This window comes from Rhizobium yanglingense (assembly GCF_977109285.1).
Genome location: NZ_CDSAWY010000004.1, coordinates 756982 through 772973, shown reverse-complemented (window position 1 = coordinate 772973; position 15992 = coordinate 756982). Strand labels below are relative to the sequence as shown.

Genomic DNA, 15992 nt, shown 5'->3' with positions numbered 1-15992 from the left:
TCTGCAATTCACCAATGTTGCTTGACGTGTTACTCAAGTCATCCTTTGGAAACGTCTTCAACGATTAAACCCGTTATGTGCTTTAGAACAAATGGTGGGCCTGCAGGGAAGCCCTATTAATTTGTAAAAGGCGAACAAAAACAATCATTTTTCCTGTAGCAGTTGTGTAGCAGTCATGCGTAGAAATCAAGCACCGTTTAACGGTAGGATGCTATACTCATGATCGGTCTGCGAGAACAATTGCCAATCGCGCCCCACGCACATATTCGAAACGGGGTCTACTCATTTAAGCGAAGCTGCCGTCCCGATGTGGCCGCGTTGTCGAACCGAGCGAGCAGGTCCGCTGCCTCGACCAGGATGGGATCGGAGATGCACGGTCCCCCCGTGACAATCGCATCGCTCTCGCGGAGCAGCCGATCGGCCAGGTGCTCCAGCCTGTCCCAGAAATCGTCTCCGCGTTGCTTCGCCAGAATGGCGGAGAAGTGCAGCCTGCGGCTTAGGAGACGGATAACGCGGTACTTCTCGCCTGGCGTCATCCTGTCGAGGTTCGTGGTCGCATCCATGTTATCGCTCCGGTGTGAGGGAAGCAGGCGAACTCAGTTGCTTGCGACGTTGCTTTCGCTGGCACGTGCGTGGGGAAGGCGTGGAGTTTTTATGAACATCGCACGGTCGGTCCGACCTTCATACGGACAAACTCGCCGTTGACGGAGCAGGTCGCCCCCGGCGATGCCCCGCACTCGGGAATGGCGCATTCGGCAAGGATGGGGACGTAGACACGCGTCCCGGCGGGCGTTGTCGACATGAGGGCGAGGCCGACGGCATACGCGCCGATCAGTACTATTCCGGCAAACGCAACGGGTAGCGCGTGTCCGCGAGAGTTGTCGTGGGTGGGGACATGTCGCATTGCCGTGATGTCCGAGGTGGTTTCCGATCAGAAACTTTAGCAAAGCCACCCACGTCCTGAATATTAATCTTGGATATCGTGGGCCTATACCGACGGATAATGTCAAAGCGGCGATTTCGTTCAGGTTTTCCTTGAGCGCGGAATAGCCGGTTTCAGAGAAATGAAGCTTGGCGTCCGGCAGGTCGGCAAGGTTGGCCTCGCCCGGGTGCAGTGAAAAGCGGGTCGTTACGGCCCCACGTGATCAGAGCCAGGGGTTATTCGCCCTCATTCAGGCTTGCCAACAGGGTACTGCGGCGGATTGGTTCTGTAGTCGAGAAGGAGGGCTACCTGAGCCTCCTCTCTGCCTGGCAGATTGAGATAATACTGGTCCAGAACGTAGCTATCGGGGGCACACCAACTCCGGGCGCGAGACGTCGGTGAAATACTGGAATTTGATGCCGTCCAGGGTGAGCAGGCCTTCAAGCTCCTTAAGCTTGTCGTTGTCGCCCGGTTCGATTGCCATCATCGGGCGGGCGGTGAACGGTTCAATGCCGGCTTCGGGCTTCGAAAGGACAAGCGTCACCTCCTTGGCATCAGGCCACGGGAACTCGCCAATCAGGACGCTGATGGAGTCATTCACGTCACCGGCACAACCGCGTCGATCTCGTTATGAAAGAGATAAAGGCCTCCAGTGATCGCCAGAGTGATCATGAAAGGCAGGACCAGCAGGCCTGCATAGAAGTGCCAGCGCCACACGGCGCGATAGAGGTCGGACGCGGGTCGCATGGCAGCGCCGGTACTCTCGTGCCCGATGATCAGGTCCGTCATTGGTGACTCCAAAACATCAAAACTCGGCCAATCCGCGATGTGCGGTCGGCGACTGAACGGCGATATCAGGAGAAAAGCGGAGGGGCGCGAGGCTCGGCGATCAGACGACGGAGCGGCAGCGAGGCGACCTCTTCAAAGAGAATCGCCGCGCCGATCGCAACTTCAAGGGCGGCAAAAGCGACCGGGTCCTCTCCGCCGACGATTGCCGGCATGTCTGTTGAAGCCAGGCGGCAGACCGCACCGGCAGTCAATCGACTTCGTGGCCGGACTTTCGTCGTCCGTTGCCTTTGCCAACGGACCCAGATGAGAAGCAGTTCTGAAACGTCGTTCTTCCAGCCATTCAAACGGGATTTGCATCGCGTTGCAAAACGGAACATTTTCTAGATTGGGAATGGCAAAATGGCGTGAGCACGTCGATGGTAAAATTCCGCGATCCCCCCAAGGACCACGTTGACGATACTGGGGGGCCGCATGCAGGGGCTAGCGGAAGGTGTCTTCCGCCCAGTCAGGAGCCGTTCCAGAGCTCTCGGTGAATGCGCGCCCTAGAGAAAACATGAAGTCCAGGAATAGATCCGATATGAAGCCTTCAAACGCCATCCCGCTTGCTCTGCTGCTCGGCGCTGCCACTATGCCGTTCTTGGGAACAACCGACGCGCAGGCGCAGAACCGCGACGTCAATCAGTCGGTATTCGCCTTCGGCGGCACGATGGTCGACGCCGACATCCTCCAGGCATCCAATCCTTTCGGCGTCACATACGAAGACCTCCCGATCTTCGGCCTCGGCTACCAGTACTTCCCGGCTAGGATGGGCTCCTTCAGGTTCGGACTGGAAGCGGGGCTCGCCGGAAGATACGGCGGGCATCCGAATGCGGAATTCTGGGGCGGCGTCGTCGGTCGCTACGACGGTTTCGAGATTGGTGATACCGTCCGTATCTCACCAGCCTTTACGTTTGGCATCAGCCATGTCACGCATACCCAGGAGGGACGGGAGCGCAAGAACGAGCTGGAGGGTAACGGGGACGCCAGAACGCTGTTCTATCTCGGCCCCGAGTTGAACCTTTCCTTCAACGCCATGCCCGACGTCGATTTCTTCTGGCGGATACACCACCGGTCCGGAGCCTGGGGGACGCTCGGCGACATGCACGGCGGCTCCAGTGCAAATGTCGTCGGCGTGCGGTTCAATTTCTGAAGGACCTTCTTCATTTCCAATCCGACGACGTTCGCGGCGGTCCGTGTCCCACAGGCGGGGGGCCCTCGCCGGATGGGCAGCAGCGCTGTGGTTGATGACGGCATCGTAGGTTGGCTTTCCGCTATAGGCGTCGTCGGCAGTGAACTGTCCGCTCGGACCGCCGATCTGGCCGAGCAGTGGTCCACCTGAAAAGCATCGCCTGAGTCTTGGTCGGTCAGAGTATGGGCAATGATCTCGCCGCTATGCATCCAGTGCCAGATGCAATCTGCATCAAGCACGGCGACAAGCCCTTTGAGCATCTTGAGCGCAAGCATGTGGCTGCGATCCGCGACACCCGCATAGATGCTCCCGGCGCGGCCAACAAAATAGTGAAGGCAATCAGCGCTTTTTCGCTGGGGCAATTGAGGTTGGCGAGGCAAAGACGCATCCCTGTAACGGCATCGGCGACGGGTTTCACACATGGACGCTTGAGGAGATAGAGCAATACGAGGCTTGTCACCAGCCGGGGACTACTGCGCGCCCGGGGCGCTGGCAATTTTCATGTTTACCGGGCTGCGGCTTTCTGATGCTGCCATATTAGGGCGGCAACGCGTGGATTGGGATTCGGCCCGGCAAGCCGTCTGGATGTCAATATTCCGGTACTGCCTAATCTGTTGGGCGAACTCGCACATGTGCCGGCTGGTCGACTCACGTTCCTAGTCACTGAATACAGCAAGCCGTTCTCCGACAAGGATTGCGAAATAAGATGCGCCAATGGTGCGACGAGGCTGGCCTTTTCCATTGCTCGGCGCACGGCTTGCGCGAAGCGGGGGCTTCAATCGCCGCCGAAAACGGAGCGATCATCGACCAGCTCAAAGCGATCTTCGGTTGGACGACGAGTGAGCAGGCTGGCCTTTATACTCGTGCAGCTTGCCGCAAGAAGCTCTCAGGCTACGCCGAAAAGCTCTTGATGCCCGACCAAAACGAGAACAAAAATGTTCCACTTTCGGAGGTCAACTTTGAAAAGTGGGACAAAAACAAGGAAAATGAGGAGGAAAATCAACGGTTGTTGAAAATTATGGTGGGCCCGGAGGGACTCGAACCCCCAACCAAGCGGTTATGAGCCGCCGGCTCTAACCATTGAGCTACAGGCCCTCACGTGGCTTTGCCGCGCGGGCAGCGGGGCAATGGCTCCCCGGTGCGATTTCGCTCTAACGCAATTCGGATGCAGCGACAAGACGCTGCCGCAATAGCTTCACAATCAATCGTCAAAGAGTGAGGCGGGATGGCGACAACCAAGGAGTGAAAAAATGGCGCTACGGACTATCAGAAACGTGGCTTTCGGCATGCTGATCGGCATGCCTTCCGCGCTGGCGGGGGCTTCGGCTTCGGCTGCCGACGAAACGAAACCGCGCGAGGCGGTGATCATGGTCTCGGGCGAGGGGGAATCGGCGCTGGCGCCGGACATGGCGGTGCTCAACCTTGCCGTCGTCAAGCAGGCGAAGACGGCGCGCGAGGCGCTCGACGAGAACAACAAGGCGATGGCTGGGGTGCTGGCAGCGCTGAAGAAGGGCGGGATTGCCGACAAGGACCTGCAGACCTCGGGCTTTTCTGTGCAGCCGCAGTATAACTATCCGCAGAACAACGACGGCCAGCCGAAGCCGCCGGAACTGATCGGCTACCAGGTTTCCAACGGGCTGACGGTGCGCGTGCGCGATCTCGGCGAGCTGGGTGGCATCATCGACCAGGCCGTGACGCTTGGCGTCAACCAGGGCGGCGACATTCAGTTCACCAACGACAAGCCGGACGCGGCAATCGAGGCGGCCCGCAAGGATGCCGTCGCGGCAGCGATCAAGAAGGCAAAGACGCTGACGGAGGCTGCCGGCGTGAAGCTCGGCCGCGTCATCGAAATCAGCGAAAACAGCGTTCGGCCGCTGCCGCAGCCGGTCTATCGCGCGGCAATGATGAAGGAGGCAAGTGACGCTGCTGTGCCGGTTCAGGGCGGCGAAAACGCCTATAATGTTATCGTCAACGTCACCTTCGCACTCGAGCAGTAGCCTCAATTCTCCACTTCAAAGTGAAAAAAAGCCGTTGATGTTCCTGAGCGATATCAGCGGCTTATCCCTTTCCGAAGGCGTGTCGGCAGCCCGGTGGGCATAAATCGCTTTATCACGCGAGTGTTACACTATAAAATCGATCGTGTTATTCGGTCCGGAGGGAACCCTGGGGTTCTGTGTGTCCTGCTTCGATCCCGGCCGATGAGGAGGAACTGGCTTAATCCACAAGAGGAGACAGACATGACGAATGCCTTGCCGCCACTTCACAACGGACACGCCCCGATCACCCTTCAGGAATTGTTCCGCGAAGCGCTCTATGCTTTCGAGGAATGGGATACGGAACTTACCGAACCGATTGTCACGTTCGAAGGACGGGTCATCCCGATCAGCCTCGTCTTCGAAGCCATGCGCGAATGCGACGACATCGTGCCGATGAACATTGTCGGCGCCGTCACCGAAAGACTGACCAAACCCTGGGAAGGCGAAGGGCCGCTCGATCAGATGAGCTTCTCGACGGCCGCCCGCGTCATGCGCGTGCTGGTGCGTAAACGCCTTCTTGCCAACGGCGGCGCCGATATCATGGCCGTCTCCAGCCGCACTGCAGAGCGCAACCCGCCCGAATGAGCCTTTGAGGGATCGCGCCAAGCCGCGGTCCCGTCATGCTCGCAGGGAACCGGTCTCACTTCCAATCGTTGAAGACAGACACGAAGGATGTGAGCACCATGCTAAAATCAATCATACGCGAAATCATGGGTCCGGCGCCGCGTGCGCCCGTTTCGCCGGACTGTCTCAAACCATTCATTGGCTCAAAGCGCGTGCTCATCATATTTGCGGATGCGGATGATGATCGTGCGGCCGTTCAGGACGAGTTGCTGCGCAGCTCGCATCTGCGGTTCATCGAGGACGATATCGAGGTGTTCAGTATCGCCGGCGGCGGGGTGTTTCCGCTTTTCGAAGGCTCCTACGACCTCGACGCCGATGAAATCCGCGATGACCTCGAAGGACCACAGCCCGGTGAATTCGGCCTTGTCCTGCTCGACCGCGACGGCACGGTGAAGCTGCGCTCCAGCGAGCCCGTGCGGCCCGAGGAAATCATAGGCGCGCTGTTGTCGATGCCGCACTGACCTTCGATATCATCACGATTCTGCTTTACTTTTGCCGTCGGATGCGGATGTTTTGCGCCGGTTCGATGACGCAAGAGGAGCGAGATTTATGACCATCGAAGAGGATCTCGGCCGGATCGCTGAGCAGGAAAAAGTGCTGAGCTTCGACGCCTTCGATCTCACCACGGCCTGGCAACTCGGCAAGCTTTTGCACGAACTCGCGACCGAACGCGGCCTTGGCGTGGCAATCGACGTCACGCTGCATTCCATGCCGGTCTTTTACGCGGCGCTGGCGGGCGCAACTCCTGACAACGTCCAGTGGGTTCGCCGCAAGCGCAACATGGTGCTGCGCTATTGGAAGAGCAGCTATGCCTGTGGCCTGAAGCTGCAAAAGGACGGCAAGACGGTTGAAGACAACGGGCTTTCCGGCGCCGACTACGCGCCGCATGGCGGCAGTTTCCCGATCAACGTCAAGGGAACCGGCTGCATCGGCGCCGTCACGGTTTCGGGCCTGCCGCAGCGCGACGACCACAATCTCGTCGTGGAGGCACTGTCACTGATGCTGGCGAAGGATTTGGATACCTTGCGGCTGAGATGAGGAATTTAACCGCAAGCTCCACTTTACGCGACCTCATTCCTGTGCTGGCCACGGCGCGTCTGCACCGTGAACGACTCTCTTTCCAGCTAGCCTCGATGGGTCTCCCGCGCCATGGACATGGCGCTGCTGGATCTCTGTGACAAGCACAGGAATGTGGTCGTCTGAGGGTAGCGCCCACGCCGGCAATTGCCTCAAATTCTCCCGCCAGTCTCGATGATGCCCTTGGTCAGGCTGCCGGTCGCCGGGAAGAGCGGGATGAGGCAGGCCTGTAACGCGTGGTAGATATCGCCCTTGCCGGGGAAGAGGCTGTGGGACGGAACGAGGTCTTCCGTCAGTTCTTCGTGCCAGCCGCCGTTCTTATGGTCGATAAAGGCGCGTTCGATGACGTTCCAGATCTTGCGGTAGCTTTGCTCGTGGAAGTCGCTCGGCAGGTGCTCGTTGAGGAAGTGGGCGGCGCCGGCGCCCTCGCAGGCCGGCCACCAGAGCTTGTTGCGCTTGGCGGGCTTGTCGTCCCAATCGAGCGTGTAGAAGAAGCCGCCCTTGTCGTCGTCCCAGCCGAGCGCCATGGATTGGGAGAAGAGGGCCTTCGCCGCGTCCGGCATCCAGTCGTGGCGCTTGCCCCCCAGTGACCACAGCTGCAGGATGAGCCGGGCCCATTCCAGCCAGTGGCCGGGCGTGGTGCCTGCGGGACGAAACATTTCGTTCGCATGATAGTAGTTCTTGTCGAGAGCCCAATCGGCGCTGAAATGCTCGGCGACGCGCCAGCCGACGGAACCGGCCGCGTGGAGGATGACAAGATTAGCGATGCTTTCGGCCTTGGTGAGATACTCCTTGTCGCCGGTGGCCTCGAAGGCGGCCATCAGCGCTTCGGTCAGGTGCATGTTGGAATTCTGGCCGCGATAGGCGCCGCCGTCGAGCGGCTGCCAGTCGGCGGTGAACTCTTCGGCGATGGCGCCATGCTGCGGCTCCCAGAACTTCGTGTTCAGGATATCCGTGATGTCGGCCAACATTCCGTCGGCCAGCGGATGGCCGATGGTTTTCGCTGAGGACGCAGCCAGCAGCACGAAGGCGTGGCCGTAGCCCTGCTTGTTGGAATCAACGGGGCCATTGTTGTTCAGCGACCAGAAATAACCGCCATTCTTCTTGTCGCGATGGCGGTTCCAGAGGTAGTCCATGCCATGATCGACGACGCTGGCGGCACCCGGACGGCCGAGAAGGACGCCGATCGAGAAGCAGTGGACTGCGCGCGACGCAATATGAATGCTACGAACCTGTCCCTCGGCATCAAGGGGCTTGCCATGATCGTCAAGATCGTAAAAACCGCCCTTGGGATTGACAGAATTGTGCTGGAAGAAATCGAAAAGGCCGCTTGCCTGGGTGAGAAGCCAGTTGCGGTGATAGGCGCGGGCGCTCCAGTTTCCGAGCCCGGTGCCGCCGATTGCAGGTGCCATGTTACTCCTCCGATTTCATGCACAACGCCTTGCGAAAAGCCTATATAGAGCACGCTCTGGTCTGTCACTCGCCAAGCGTTGCAAAACCGGAAACGTCAGGCATATATTGACATAAAGATATCTTTATGTGATTTGGTCACTCTGGTCTTTAAACGACGTCAAGGAGTCCGCCCGTGTTCGACAATCTTTTCGGCCCCGAAGGAGCAAAACGCGACGGCAGCGAAGTCTTTGCAGCTTTGCGGAAAGCCGCGGGCGAGCGAATCCTCGTTCTTGACGGCGCCATGGGCACGCAGATCCAGGGGCTCGCCTACGATGAGGACCAGTTCCGGGGCGATCGCTTCATCGGTTGCGCCTGTCACCAGAAGGGCAATAACGATCTACTGATCTTGACGCAGCCAGATGCGATCGAGGAAATCCACTATAAATACGCCAAGGCTGGCGCGGATATTCTCGAAACCAATACCTTCTCCTCGACCCGCATCGCGCAGGCCGATTATCAGATGGAAGGCGAGGTCTACGCGCTGAATAAAGAGGGTGCCGAGATCGTGCGCCGCGCGGCGATCCGGGCCGAGCGCGAAGATGGCCGCCGCCGTTTCGTGGCGGGTGCCATCGGCCCGACAAACCGCACTGCCTCGATTTCGCCGGACGTGAACAATCCGGGTTTCCGTGCGATCAGCTTCGACGAGCTTCGCATTGCCTATGGCGAGCAGATCGATGGCCTCATCGACGGTGGCGCGGACATTATCCTCATCGAGACCATTTTTGATACGCTGAATGCCAAGGCTGCAATCTTTGCCTGTGAGGAGCGGTTCGAAGCGAAGGGTATCCGCCTGCCGGTGATGATCTCGGGCACGATTACCGATCTTTCCGGCCGCACGCTGTCCGGACAGACGCCTTCGGCCTTCTGGAACTCGGTGCGCCACGCCAAACCATTCACAATCGGCCTCAACTGCGCGCTCGGCGCCAATGCGATGCGTCCGCATCTGCAGGAGCTCGCGGGTGTTGCCGACACCTTCGTCTGCGCCTATCCGAATGCCGGGTTGCCGAACGAATTCGGCCAGTACGACGAGACGCCGGAGCTGATGGCGGCGCAGATCGACAGCTTCGCCCGCGAGGGCCTCGTCAATATCGTCGGCGGCTGCTGCGGCTCGACGCCGGAACATATCCGCGCGATTGCCGAGACGGTTGCCAAGTACAAGCCGCGGCCGATCCCGGAACACCGGCCTTTTATGTCTTTGTCGGGGCTCGAGCCTTTCGAACTGACCAAGGACATTCCTTTCGTCAACGTCGGCGAGCGCACCAACGTTACCGGCTCGGCCCGCTTCCGCAAGCTGATCACCAACGCCGACTACAATGCGGCCCTGGACGTCGCCCGCGATCAGGTGGAAAACGGCGCGCAGGTGATCGACGTCAACATGGACGAAGGCCTGATCAACTCCGAAAAGGCGATGGTCGAGTTCCTGCACCTGATCGCCGCCGAACCGGATATTGCCCGGGTGCCGGTGATGATCGACTCGTCGAAGTTTTCGATCATCGAGTCGGGCCTTAAGTGCGTTCAAGGCAAGGCGATCGTCAACTCGATCTCGTTGAAGGAAGGCGAGGAGAGTTTCCTCGCCCAGGCGAAGCTGCTGCACCGCTACGGTGCGGCCGTCGTCGTCATGGCTTTCGATGAGGTAGGACAGGCGGACTCTTACGAGCGCAAGGTGAATATCTGCACCCGCGCCTATGAGCTCCTGACCGAGAAGGCGGGCTTTCCGCCAGAGGACATCATCTTCGATCCGAACATCTTTGCCGTTGCCACCGGCATCGAGGAACACAACAATTACGGCGTCGATTTCATCGAGGCGACGCGCACGATCCGCCAGCGCATGCCGCTGGTGCATATTTCCGGCGGTGTTTCCAACCTGTCTTTCTCGTTCCGTGGCAACGAGCCGGTGCGCGAGGCAATGCATGCCGTGTTCCTCTACCACGCCATCCAGGCGGGTATGGACATGGGCATCGTCAATGCCGGCCAGCTTGCGCTCTACGACCAGATCGATCCGCAGCTGCGCGAAGCCTGCGAAGACGTCGTGCTTAACCGGCGCCCGGATGGTACCGAGCGCCTGCTCGAAGTCGCCGAGCGTTTCCGTGGCGCAGGGACGAAGGAAGCCAGAGTTCAGGATCTTTCCTGGCGCGAGTGGACGGTCGAGAAGCGCCTTGAACACGCTCTGGTCAACGGCATCACAGAATATATCGAGGCCGATACTGAAGAGGCCCGCCAGAAGGCGGCACGTCCGCTGCATGTCATCGAAGGTCCGCTGATGGCCGGCATGAACGTCGTCGGCGATCTGTTCGGTTCCGGCAAGATGTTCCTGCCGCAGGTCGTCAAGTCGGCGCGGGTGATGAAGCAGGCGGTCGCCGTGCTGCTGCCCTACATGGAAGAGGAAAAGCGCCTCAATGGCGGCGACGACAGGAAGACTGCCGGCAAGATCCTGATGGCGACGGTCAAGGGCGACGTGCACGATATCGGCAAGAACATCGTCGGCGTCGTGCTTGCCTGCAATAATTACGAGATCATCGACCTTGGCGTGATGGTGCCGGCGACAAAGATTCTGGAGACGGCGGTGGCCGAAAAAGTCGATGTCATCGGCCTTTCGGGCCTCATCACACCGTCGCTCGACGAGATGGTGCATGTGGCAGCCGAGATGGAGCGCGAGGGCTTCGATATCCCGCTCCTGATCGGCGGCGCGACAACGAGCCGCGTTCATACCGCAGTGAAGATCCATCCCGGCTATGCGAAGGGCCAGGCGGTCTATGTGACGGATGCAAGCCGCGCCGTCGGCGTCGTCTCGTCCTTGCTGTCTCCGGATACGCGCCAGGGCTATATCGACGATATCCGCGGCGAATATGCCAAGGTTGCCGCTGCGCATGCGCGCAGCGAGGCCGAGAAGGTTCGTCTGCCGCTTTCCCGCGCCCGCGAGAATGCGCAGCAGGTGGATTGGGCTGCCTACGAGCCGACAAGGCCGCAGTTCATCGGCACCAAGGTGTTCGAGGACTATGATCTGGCGGAGATCGCCAAGTATATCGACTGGACGCCGTTCTTCCAGACATGGGAACTGCGCGGGCGCTTCCCAGCAATCCTCGAAGATGAGAAGCAGGGCGAGGCGGCGCGTGCCCTCTGGGCCGATGCGCAGGCGATGCTAAAGAAGGTGATCGACGAGAAGTGGTTCCGGCCGCGCGCCGTCATCGGCTTCTGGCCGGCGAATAGTACCGGCGACGATATCCGTCTCTTCACCGATGAGGCGCGCGCCGGAGAGCTTGCGACCTTCTATACGCTCCGCCAGCAGCTTTCCAAGCGCGATGGCCGCCCGAACATCGCGCTGTCGGATTTCGTCGCGCCGGTTTCGAGCGGCGTCGGGGACTATGTCGGCGGCTTCGTGGTGACCGCGGGCATCGAGGAAATTGCGATCGCGGAGCGGTTCGAGCGTGCCAACGACGACTACTCCTCGATCCTCGTCAAGGCGATCGCCGACCGCTTCGCCGAGGCCTTCGCCGAGCGCATGCACGAACGGGTCCGGCGCGAATATTGGGGCTATGCCAAGGACGAGACGCTGACCAACGAGCAACTCATCACCGAGGAATATGCCGGCATCCGCCCCGCGCCGGGCTATCCGGCGCAGCCCGACCACACGGAAAAGGCGACGCTCTTCCGCCTGCTCGACGCCGAAAAGGCAGCCGGCGTGAAGCTGACGGAAAGCTACGCCATGTGGCCCGGTTCTTCGGTCTCCGGCCTTTATATCGGCCACCCCGACAGCTATTATTTCGGCGTCGCCAAGGTGGAGCGCGACCAGGTCGAGGACTATGCCGCGCGTAAGGCCATGGAGATTTCCGAAGTGGAACGCTGGCTGGGGCCGGTGCTCAACTACGTGCCGCGCAAGGCTGCCGAGGAGATCGACGACGCGGCGTGACGCGTGGCGTAGACGATGTCTTCAGGCATTGATTCAAGAAACCCGGAAAAGTGCTTCACTTTCCGGGTTTATTCTTGTGATATCTCTAAAGCCCGGAAAATCGGCAGTATATGGAGCAGATCGCTAAGTCGGCTCAGGGTGCGCTGATGACGGTGACTGTCTGCGCCGCCAAGATCAATGTGTTGAAGCTGATTGAGGCCGCACGCGCTGGCGAAGCAGTGGTTATTGTGAAGGGTACAGAAGCCGGTTGCGAAGCCGACGCCCCGCGCAGATCTCGTTTCGGATTGGTTTTCTCAAAGAAAAAGCTATCGGAACCGGTCCGAACTTTTTCGAATTGATGGACGAGGAGGACATCGCAGCTTGGGAAGGTCGTAGGTCTCAGGCCCCGATCGTCAGCTCCGCCACAAAATCATAAGCGTCTCCGCGATAGAGCGAGCGTGTGAATTCAACGGCACGCCCCGAGCCGAGGTAGGAGATACGCTCGATCGAAAGGCCGGCGGCGCCAACGGGGACGCCAAGCAGATGGGCGTCGGCCTCCTTCATATTGGTGGCCGAGATGCGCTGCACCGCGCGGACGGGACGAACCTGGCGCCTCTCGAGTTCGGCATAGAGCGATGTCGTCACCACGAAAGGGTCCGGCAGGAATTCGCCCGAGACACTGGCATTCTCGATCGCCAGAGGCTGGTCGTCGGCAATCCGCAGGCGGCTCAGCCGTGAGACCTTGATATCGGCGGCAAGGCCGAGGTTCATCATCTCGTCGGGCGAGGGCGTGTGGATGCCCTTATGCAGCCACTCGGAGCGCGAGGTCATGCCGCGGCGGGCCATATCCTCGGTGAAGGAGGTGAGCTGGGACAGCCGCTGTTCGACCTTCGAGACCGGCTTGGCAACGAAAGTGCCGGAGCCGTGGCGGCGCACAAGCAGACCGTCCGCGACGAGTTCGTCTATCGCCTTGCGGACCGTGACTCGGCTGACGGTCGCGAACTCCGCAATGTCGCGCTCCGGCGGCAAGGCATCGCCGTGGCCAAGCGTGCCGGCGCGAATGGCTTCTTCAAGGATGCGGCGCAGTTTCACATAGAGCGGGCCGCTGCCGCCGCCTTGAAGGCGCTCGGGCGAAAGGATGCTGGCGAAATCATCCGTCATGCCGCACCCTTCTGTCGCTCCTGAAGAAATTTTAATGCGAGATCGATCGCGCCCTGGAGGACGTCGCCTTTCGGCTCTCGGAGAAGGACTTTGTGCCGCTCGGCGAGCCAGGGTTCATAGGCCTTTGCGAGGCCGCCGAGCAGGCAGATGGCTGGGCATTCCGGCCAGAGGAGCGCGTCCAGGTTATCGCCGATCGTCGCAGCGGCGTCCTTGATGATGCCTGTTGCGATCTCGTCGCCCTGTGCGGCGTAATCGAAGACAAGCGGCGCGTATCGGGCAAACTCCTTGGGTTTCGAGGCGTGGGCGAATTCGACGACGCTGTTCGGGGTCGTCGCCATACTCGGTCATGAGCTTTACCGTCAGCGGCGAAGACGGGCGTACCTTGTCGTAGGCGAGCAGAGACTTTTCCAATAGGTCGCGGCCGAGGCGCGCGCCGCTTGCCTGATCACCGACGACGAAGCCCCAGCCGCCGATACCTCGCAATTTGCCGTCCCTGCGGGCATTGTAGACCGAGCCGGTGCCGAAGGCGCCGATGACGCCGTCCGAATCGCCGAGGGCGCCCTCAAGCGCGATCAGGGCATCAGTGACGACATGGCCATCTGCAAAGGGCAGGGCGTGCTCGATGCGGGCTGCGTAGTCGCCGACATTGGCGCCCGCGACGCCGACGACGGCGGAGACCTTGGAAACGGTTTCACCAGGCAGACCCGCATCCCGCAGAGCCTCGCGCGCTGACGAGATGATATTGAGGAGAGAGTTATCGAGATCGGACAGGATGTTGGCAGGCCCCGCCTTGCCGCGGCCCAGAACGTTGCCCTTGCTGTCCGCAACTGCAGCCCGGCAGCTCGATCCGCCCCCGTCTATGCCGATTGCCAATTCCGTCATCGAGCCTCCGAACGCTGCATCCTTTAGGTTTTTGCTACAATACCAAAAAAATACCATTTACCAAGCAGAATTGGTTCGAAAATTTTGCTCTTTTATATTATTGATTTTAAACGATAAAATTTTTAACCGAGATTTTTTTGGTGTCAAAAGTTAAAATCGACTGGACAATTGGTATTTTTTTGGCCTTAATTCCGGAAAAGGGAACAGCACGTAGAGGCAGAGAAAAACCGGCATCAGGACATTCGCCGGTTTCTTTGAGAGAAGGTCGCATCACGATTGCCGCTTCGGCGCAAACGTCATGGAGACCAAGCCGCCTGCAGCTTTTTCCTTAGGAGATTATCGCGCCCGGTTCAGCGTATCGGGAGGGCGCATACGGGCCGGCAGCGTCTTTGCTTTCCGTGTCCGTCGAGCTTTCGGGGGCCGGCAGTTGCTGGCGGCCCTTCCAAGGGGGCCTTGGGTGTAATCCTCAGGCACGCCAACTGCTTGTTTCAGAACCGAGATAGCGCCCTGCGGCGCTTAAAACAGGAGAGGGAAATGAAAAACACTGCTCTGAAAAGCCTGCTGCTTGCCTCCAGTCTGCTCACGTCTGCTGGCTTTGCCCATGCTGCGGACGTCACGCTGACGATCGAAAGCTGGCGCAACGACGACCTGCAGATCTGGCAGGAAAAGATCATCCCGGCCTTCGAAGCCAAGAACCCGGGCATCAAGCTCGTTTTCTCGCCGACGGCGCCGACGGAATACAACGCCGCGACTGAATGCCAAGCTTGACAGCTGGATCCGCTGGCGACATCATCACCTGCCGTGCCTTTCGACGCCTCGCTTGCGCTATTTAAGCAAGGGTGCATCTTGCATCCCTGAACGACCTACCCGGGCATGGAAAACTTCTCGGATGGTTGCGCAAGGCCGCCTGGACGACCGACGACGGCAAGACTACCTTCTGCGTGCCGATGGCCTCGGTGATTCACGGCTTCATCTACAACAAGGATGCCTTCGACAAGCTCGGCATCCAGATCCCGCACCAGACGGAGGCCGAGTTCTTCGCCGCTGCTCGACAAGATCAAGGCTGACGGCACCTACATCCCGCATGGCGATGGGCACCAAGGACCTGTGGGAAGCCGCAACCATGGGCTATCCAGAACATCGGGCCGAACCTATTGGAAGGGCGAAGAAGGCCGCACGGCTCTGATCGACGGCAAGCAGAAGCTGACGGATGCCCCGTGGGTCGAGCCTTACGCGCGAGCTCGCTAAGTGGAAGCCCTATCTCGGCGACGGCTTCGAAGCGCAGACCTATCCCGACAGCCAGAATCTGTTCACGCTCGGGCGCGCCGCGATCTATCCGGCTGGTTCGTGGGAAATTGGCGCTCTTCAATAGCTCAGGCCCAATTCAAGATGGGCGCATTTCCGCCCCCGGTTCAGAACGCCGGTGATGCCTGCTACATCTCTGACCATCAACGGATATTGGTATCGGTCTGAACGCCAAGGGCACCCATTCCGAGGAAGCCAAGAAGTTTCTGACCTGGGTTGCCTCACCTGAATTCGCGGAAATCTATGCTAACGCGCTACCGGGCTTCTTCAGCCTGAATTCCACGCCAGGTGAAAATGACTGATCCGCTTGCCCAGGAATTCGTTTCCTGGCGCGGCCCGTGCAAGCCGACCGATCCGCTCGACCTACCAGATCCTGTCAGCGCGGCACGCCGAACCTGGAAAACGAAACCTGGATTGAATCAGCCAACGTCATCAACGGCACCGATACGCCGGAAGTCGCTGCCGAAAAGCTCCAGAAGGGTCTCGACGGCTGGTACAAGCCGGCCAAGTAAGCCGCCAGCGAGGAGGTGTCGGCCCTCATCCGGCCTGCCGGCCACCTTCTCTGCTGCTGGCGGCGAGCAGGAGAATCGCGGCGACCTCTCGCGCCAGCGCAGTCTTTTGCGTGAGAAG

At 59.8% G+C, this 15992-nt stretch carries 13 protein-coding genes, 1 tRNA gene and 4 pseudogenes; 9 read left to right on the top strand and 9 right to left on the bottom strand.

The annotated features are described in order from the left end of the window. Positions 1-278: 278 nt before the first annotated feature. The 4 genes and pseudogenes from ACW4PC_RS08845 to ACW4PC_RS08830 form a co-directional block, all read right to left on the bottom strand. Positions 279-563, bottom strand: a complete 285-nt coding sequence (locus tag ACW4PC_RS08845; RefSeq protein WP_455873512.1) for a hypothetical protein — start codon at positions 561-563, stop codon at positions 279-281. A 720-nt stretch (positions 564-1283) separates the two neighbouring features. After that, complete coding sequence (locus ACW4PC_RS08840) at positions 1284-1523, bottom strand: hypothetical protein (RefSeq protein WP_455873511.1); 240 nt, start codon at positions 1521-1523, stop codon at positions 1284-1286. Between the two features lie 8 nt (positions 1524-1531). Further along, a pseudogene (locus ACW4PC_RS08835) lies at positions 1532-1711 on the bottom strand (PepSY domain-containing protein); the annotation flags it as partial. A gap of 65 nt (positions 1712-1776) precedes the next feature. Further along, a complete protein-coding gene (locus ACW4PC_RS08830) occupies positions 1777-1923 on the bottom strand; it encodes a hypothetical protein (protein WP_455873510.1) in 147 nt (48 codons plus the stop codon). Between the two features lie 365 nt (positions 1924-2288). On the opposite strand from ACW4PC_RS08830, the gene ACW4PC_RS08825 reads away from it, so the two are divergent. Next, on the top strand, positions 2289-2900 hold the full coding sequence (locus tag ACW4PC_RS08825; RefSeq protein WP_086994860.1) for a hypothetical protein: 612 nt from the start codon (positions 2289-2291) through the stop codon (positions 2898-2900). A 54-nt stretch (positions 2901-2954) separates the two neighbouring features. Here ACW4PC_RS08825 and ACW4PC_RS08820 read toward each other — a convergent pair. Beyond that, positions 2955-3167 (bottom strand): annotated as a pseudogene (locus tag ACW4PC_RS08820) (IS5/IS1182 family transposase); the annotation flags it as partial. Between the two features lie 478 nt (positions 3168-3645). Between ACW4PC_RS08820 and ACW4PC_RS08815 the strand changes: the two are divergent. Next, on the top strand, positions 3646-4002 hold the full coding sequence (locus ACW4PC_RS08815) for a hypothetical protein (RefSeq protein ID WP_455873648.1): 357 nt from the start codon (positions 3646-3648) through the stop codon (positions 4000-4002). On the opposite strand, the gene ACW4PC_RS08810 is transcribed toward ACW4PC_RS08815, so the two are convergent. Next, positions 3959-4034: transfer RNA gene (locus ACW4PC_RS08810), tRNA-Ile, on the bottom strand. The two genes, ACW4PC_RS08815 and ACW4PC_RS08810, sit on opposite strands and share 44 nt — an antisense overlap. Before the next feature lie 155 nt (positions 4035-4189). Here ACW4PC_RS08810 and ACW4PC_RS08805 point away from each other — a divergent pair. The 4 genes from ACW4PC_RS08805 to ACW4PC_RS08790 all read left to right on the top strand — a co-directional run bounded on the left by ACW4PC_RS08805 (position 4190) and on the right by ACW4PC_RS08790 (position 6637). Continuing rightward, the gene (locus tag ACW4PC_RS08805) at positions 4190-4936 is read left to right on the top strand and encodes an SIMPL domain-containing protein (RefSeq protein ID WP_455873509.1); all 747 of its coding nucleotides are present in this window, start codon (positions 4190-4192) and stop codon (positions 4934-4936) included. Between the two features lie 240 nt (positions 4937-5176). Continuing rightward, a complete protein-coding gene (locus ACW4PC_RS08800; RefSeq protein WP_455873508.1) occupies positions 5177-5560 on the top strand; it encodes a BRA0787 family protein in 384 nt (127 codons plus the stop codon). A 98-nt stretch (positions 5561-5658) separates the two neighbouring features. Continuing rightward, a complete protein-coding gene (locus tag ACW4PC_RS08795; RefSeq protein ID WP_455873507.1) occupies positions 5659-6060 on the top strand; it encodes a DUF4174 domain-containing protein in 402 nt (133 codons plus the stop codon). Between the two features lie 88 nt (positions 6061-6148). Next, on the top strand, positions 6149-6637 hold the full coding sequence (locus ACW4PC_RS08790; protein WP_455873506.1) for a heme-degrading domain-containing protein: 489 nt from the start codon (positions 6149-6151) through the stop codon (positions 6635-6637). Between the two features lie 191 nt (positions 6638-6828). On the opposite strand, the gene ACW4PC_RS08785 is transcribed toward ACW4PC_RS08790, so the two are convergent. Further along, positions 6829-8088, bottom strand: a complete 1260-nt coding sequence (locus tag ACW4PC_RS08785; protein WP_455873505.1) for an AGE family epimerase/isomerase — start codon at positions 8086-8088, stop codon at positions 6829-6831. A gap of 173 nt (positions 8089-8261) precedes the next feature. Here ACW4PC_RS08785 and metH point away from each other — a divergent pair, with 173 nt between their 5' ends. Then, a complete protein-coding gene (gene metH / locus ACW4PC_RS08780; RefSeq protein ID WP_455873504.1) occupies positions 8262-12035 on the top strand; it encodes a methionine synthase in 3774 nt (1257 codons plus the stop codon). Positions 12036-12145: 110 nt separating this feature from the next. Further along, positions 12146-12373, top strand: coding sequence for a type II toxin-antitoxin system Phd/YefM family antitoxin (locus tag ACW4PC_RS08775; protein WP_455873503.1), 228 nt, complete (start codon positions 12146-12148; stop codon positions 12371-12373). Between the two features lie 40 nt (positions 12374-12413). On the opposite strand, the gene ACW4PC_RS08770 is transcribed toward ACW4PC_RS08775, so the two are convergent. Further along, positions 12414-13175, bottom strand: coding sequence for a GntR family transcriptional regulator (locus ACW4PC_RS08770; protein WP_455873502.1), 762 nt, complete (start codon positions 13173-13175; stop codon positions 12414-12416). After that, positions 13172-14057 (bottom strand): annotated as a pseudogene (locus ACW4PC_RS08765) (BadF/BadG/BcrA/BcrD ATPase family protein). The gene ACW4PC_RS08770 and the pseudogene ACW4PC_RS08765 overlap by 4 nt, the downstream one beginning before the upstream one ends. A 534-nt stretch (positions 14058-14591) precedes the next feature. Between ACW4PC_RS08765 and ACW4PC_RS08760 the strand changes: the two are divergent. Further along, a pseudogene (locus tag ACW4PC_RS08760) lies at positions 14592-15874 on the top strand (ABC transporter substrate-binding protein). Positions 15875-15992 lie beyond the last annotated feature (118 nt).

Coding starts and splice junctions, on each gene's coding strand:
- ACW4PC_RS08845 (WP_455873512.1), bottom strand. CDS start 563: ATGGATGCGACCACGAACCTCGACAGGATGACGCCAGGCGAGAAGTAC.
- ACW4PC_RS08830 (WP_455873510.1), bottom strand. CDS start 1,923: ATGCCGGCAATCGTCGGCGGAGAGGACCCGGTCGCTTTTGCCGCCCTT.
- ACW4PC_RS08825 (WP_086994860.1), top strand. CDS start 2,289: ATGAAGCCTTCAAACGCCATCCCGCTTGCTCTGCTGCTCGGCGCTGCC.
- ACW4PC_RS08815 (WP_455873648.1), top strand. CDS start 3,646: ATGCGCCAATGGTGCGACGAGGCTGGCCTTTTCCATTGCTCGGCGCAC.
- ACW4PC_RS08805 (WP_455873509.1), top strand. CDS start 4,190: ATGGCGCTACGGACTATCAGAAACGTGGCTTTCGGCATGCTGATCGGC.
- ACW4PC_RS08800 (WP_455873508.1), top strand. CDS start 5,177: ATGACGAATGCCTTGCCGCCACTTCACAACGGACACGCCCCGATCACC.
- ACW4PC_RS08795 (WP_455873507.1), top strand. CDS start 5,659: ATGCTAAAATCAATCATACGCGAAATCATGGGTCCGGCGCCGCGTGCG.
- ACW4PC_RS08790 (WP_455873506.1), top strand. CDS start 6,149: ATGACCATCGAAGAGGATCTCGGCCGGATCGCTGAGCAGGAAAAAGTG.
- ACW4PC_RS08785 (WP_455873505.1), bottom strand. CDS start 8,088: ATGGCACCTGCAATCGGCGGCACCGGGCTCGGAAACTGGAGCGCCCGC.
- ACW4PC_RS08775 (WP_455873503.1), top strand. CDS start 12,146: ATGGAGCAGATCGCTAAGTCGGCTCAGGGTGCGCTGATGACGGTGACT.
- ACW4PC_RS08770 (WP_455873502.1), bottom strand. CDS start 13,175: ATGACGGATGATTTCGCCAGCATCCTTTCGCCCGAGCGCCTTCAAGGC.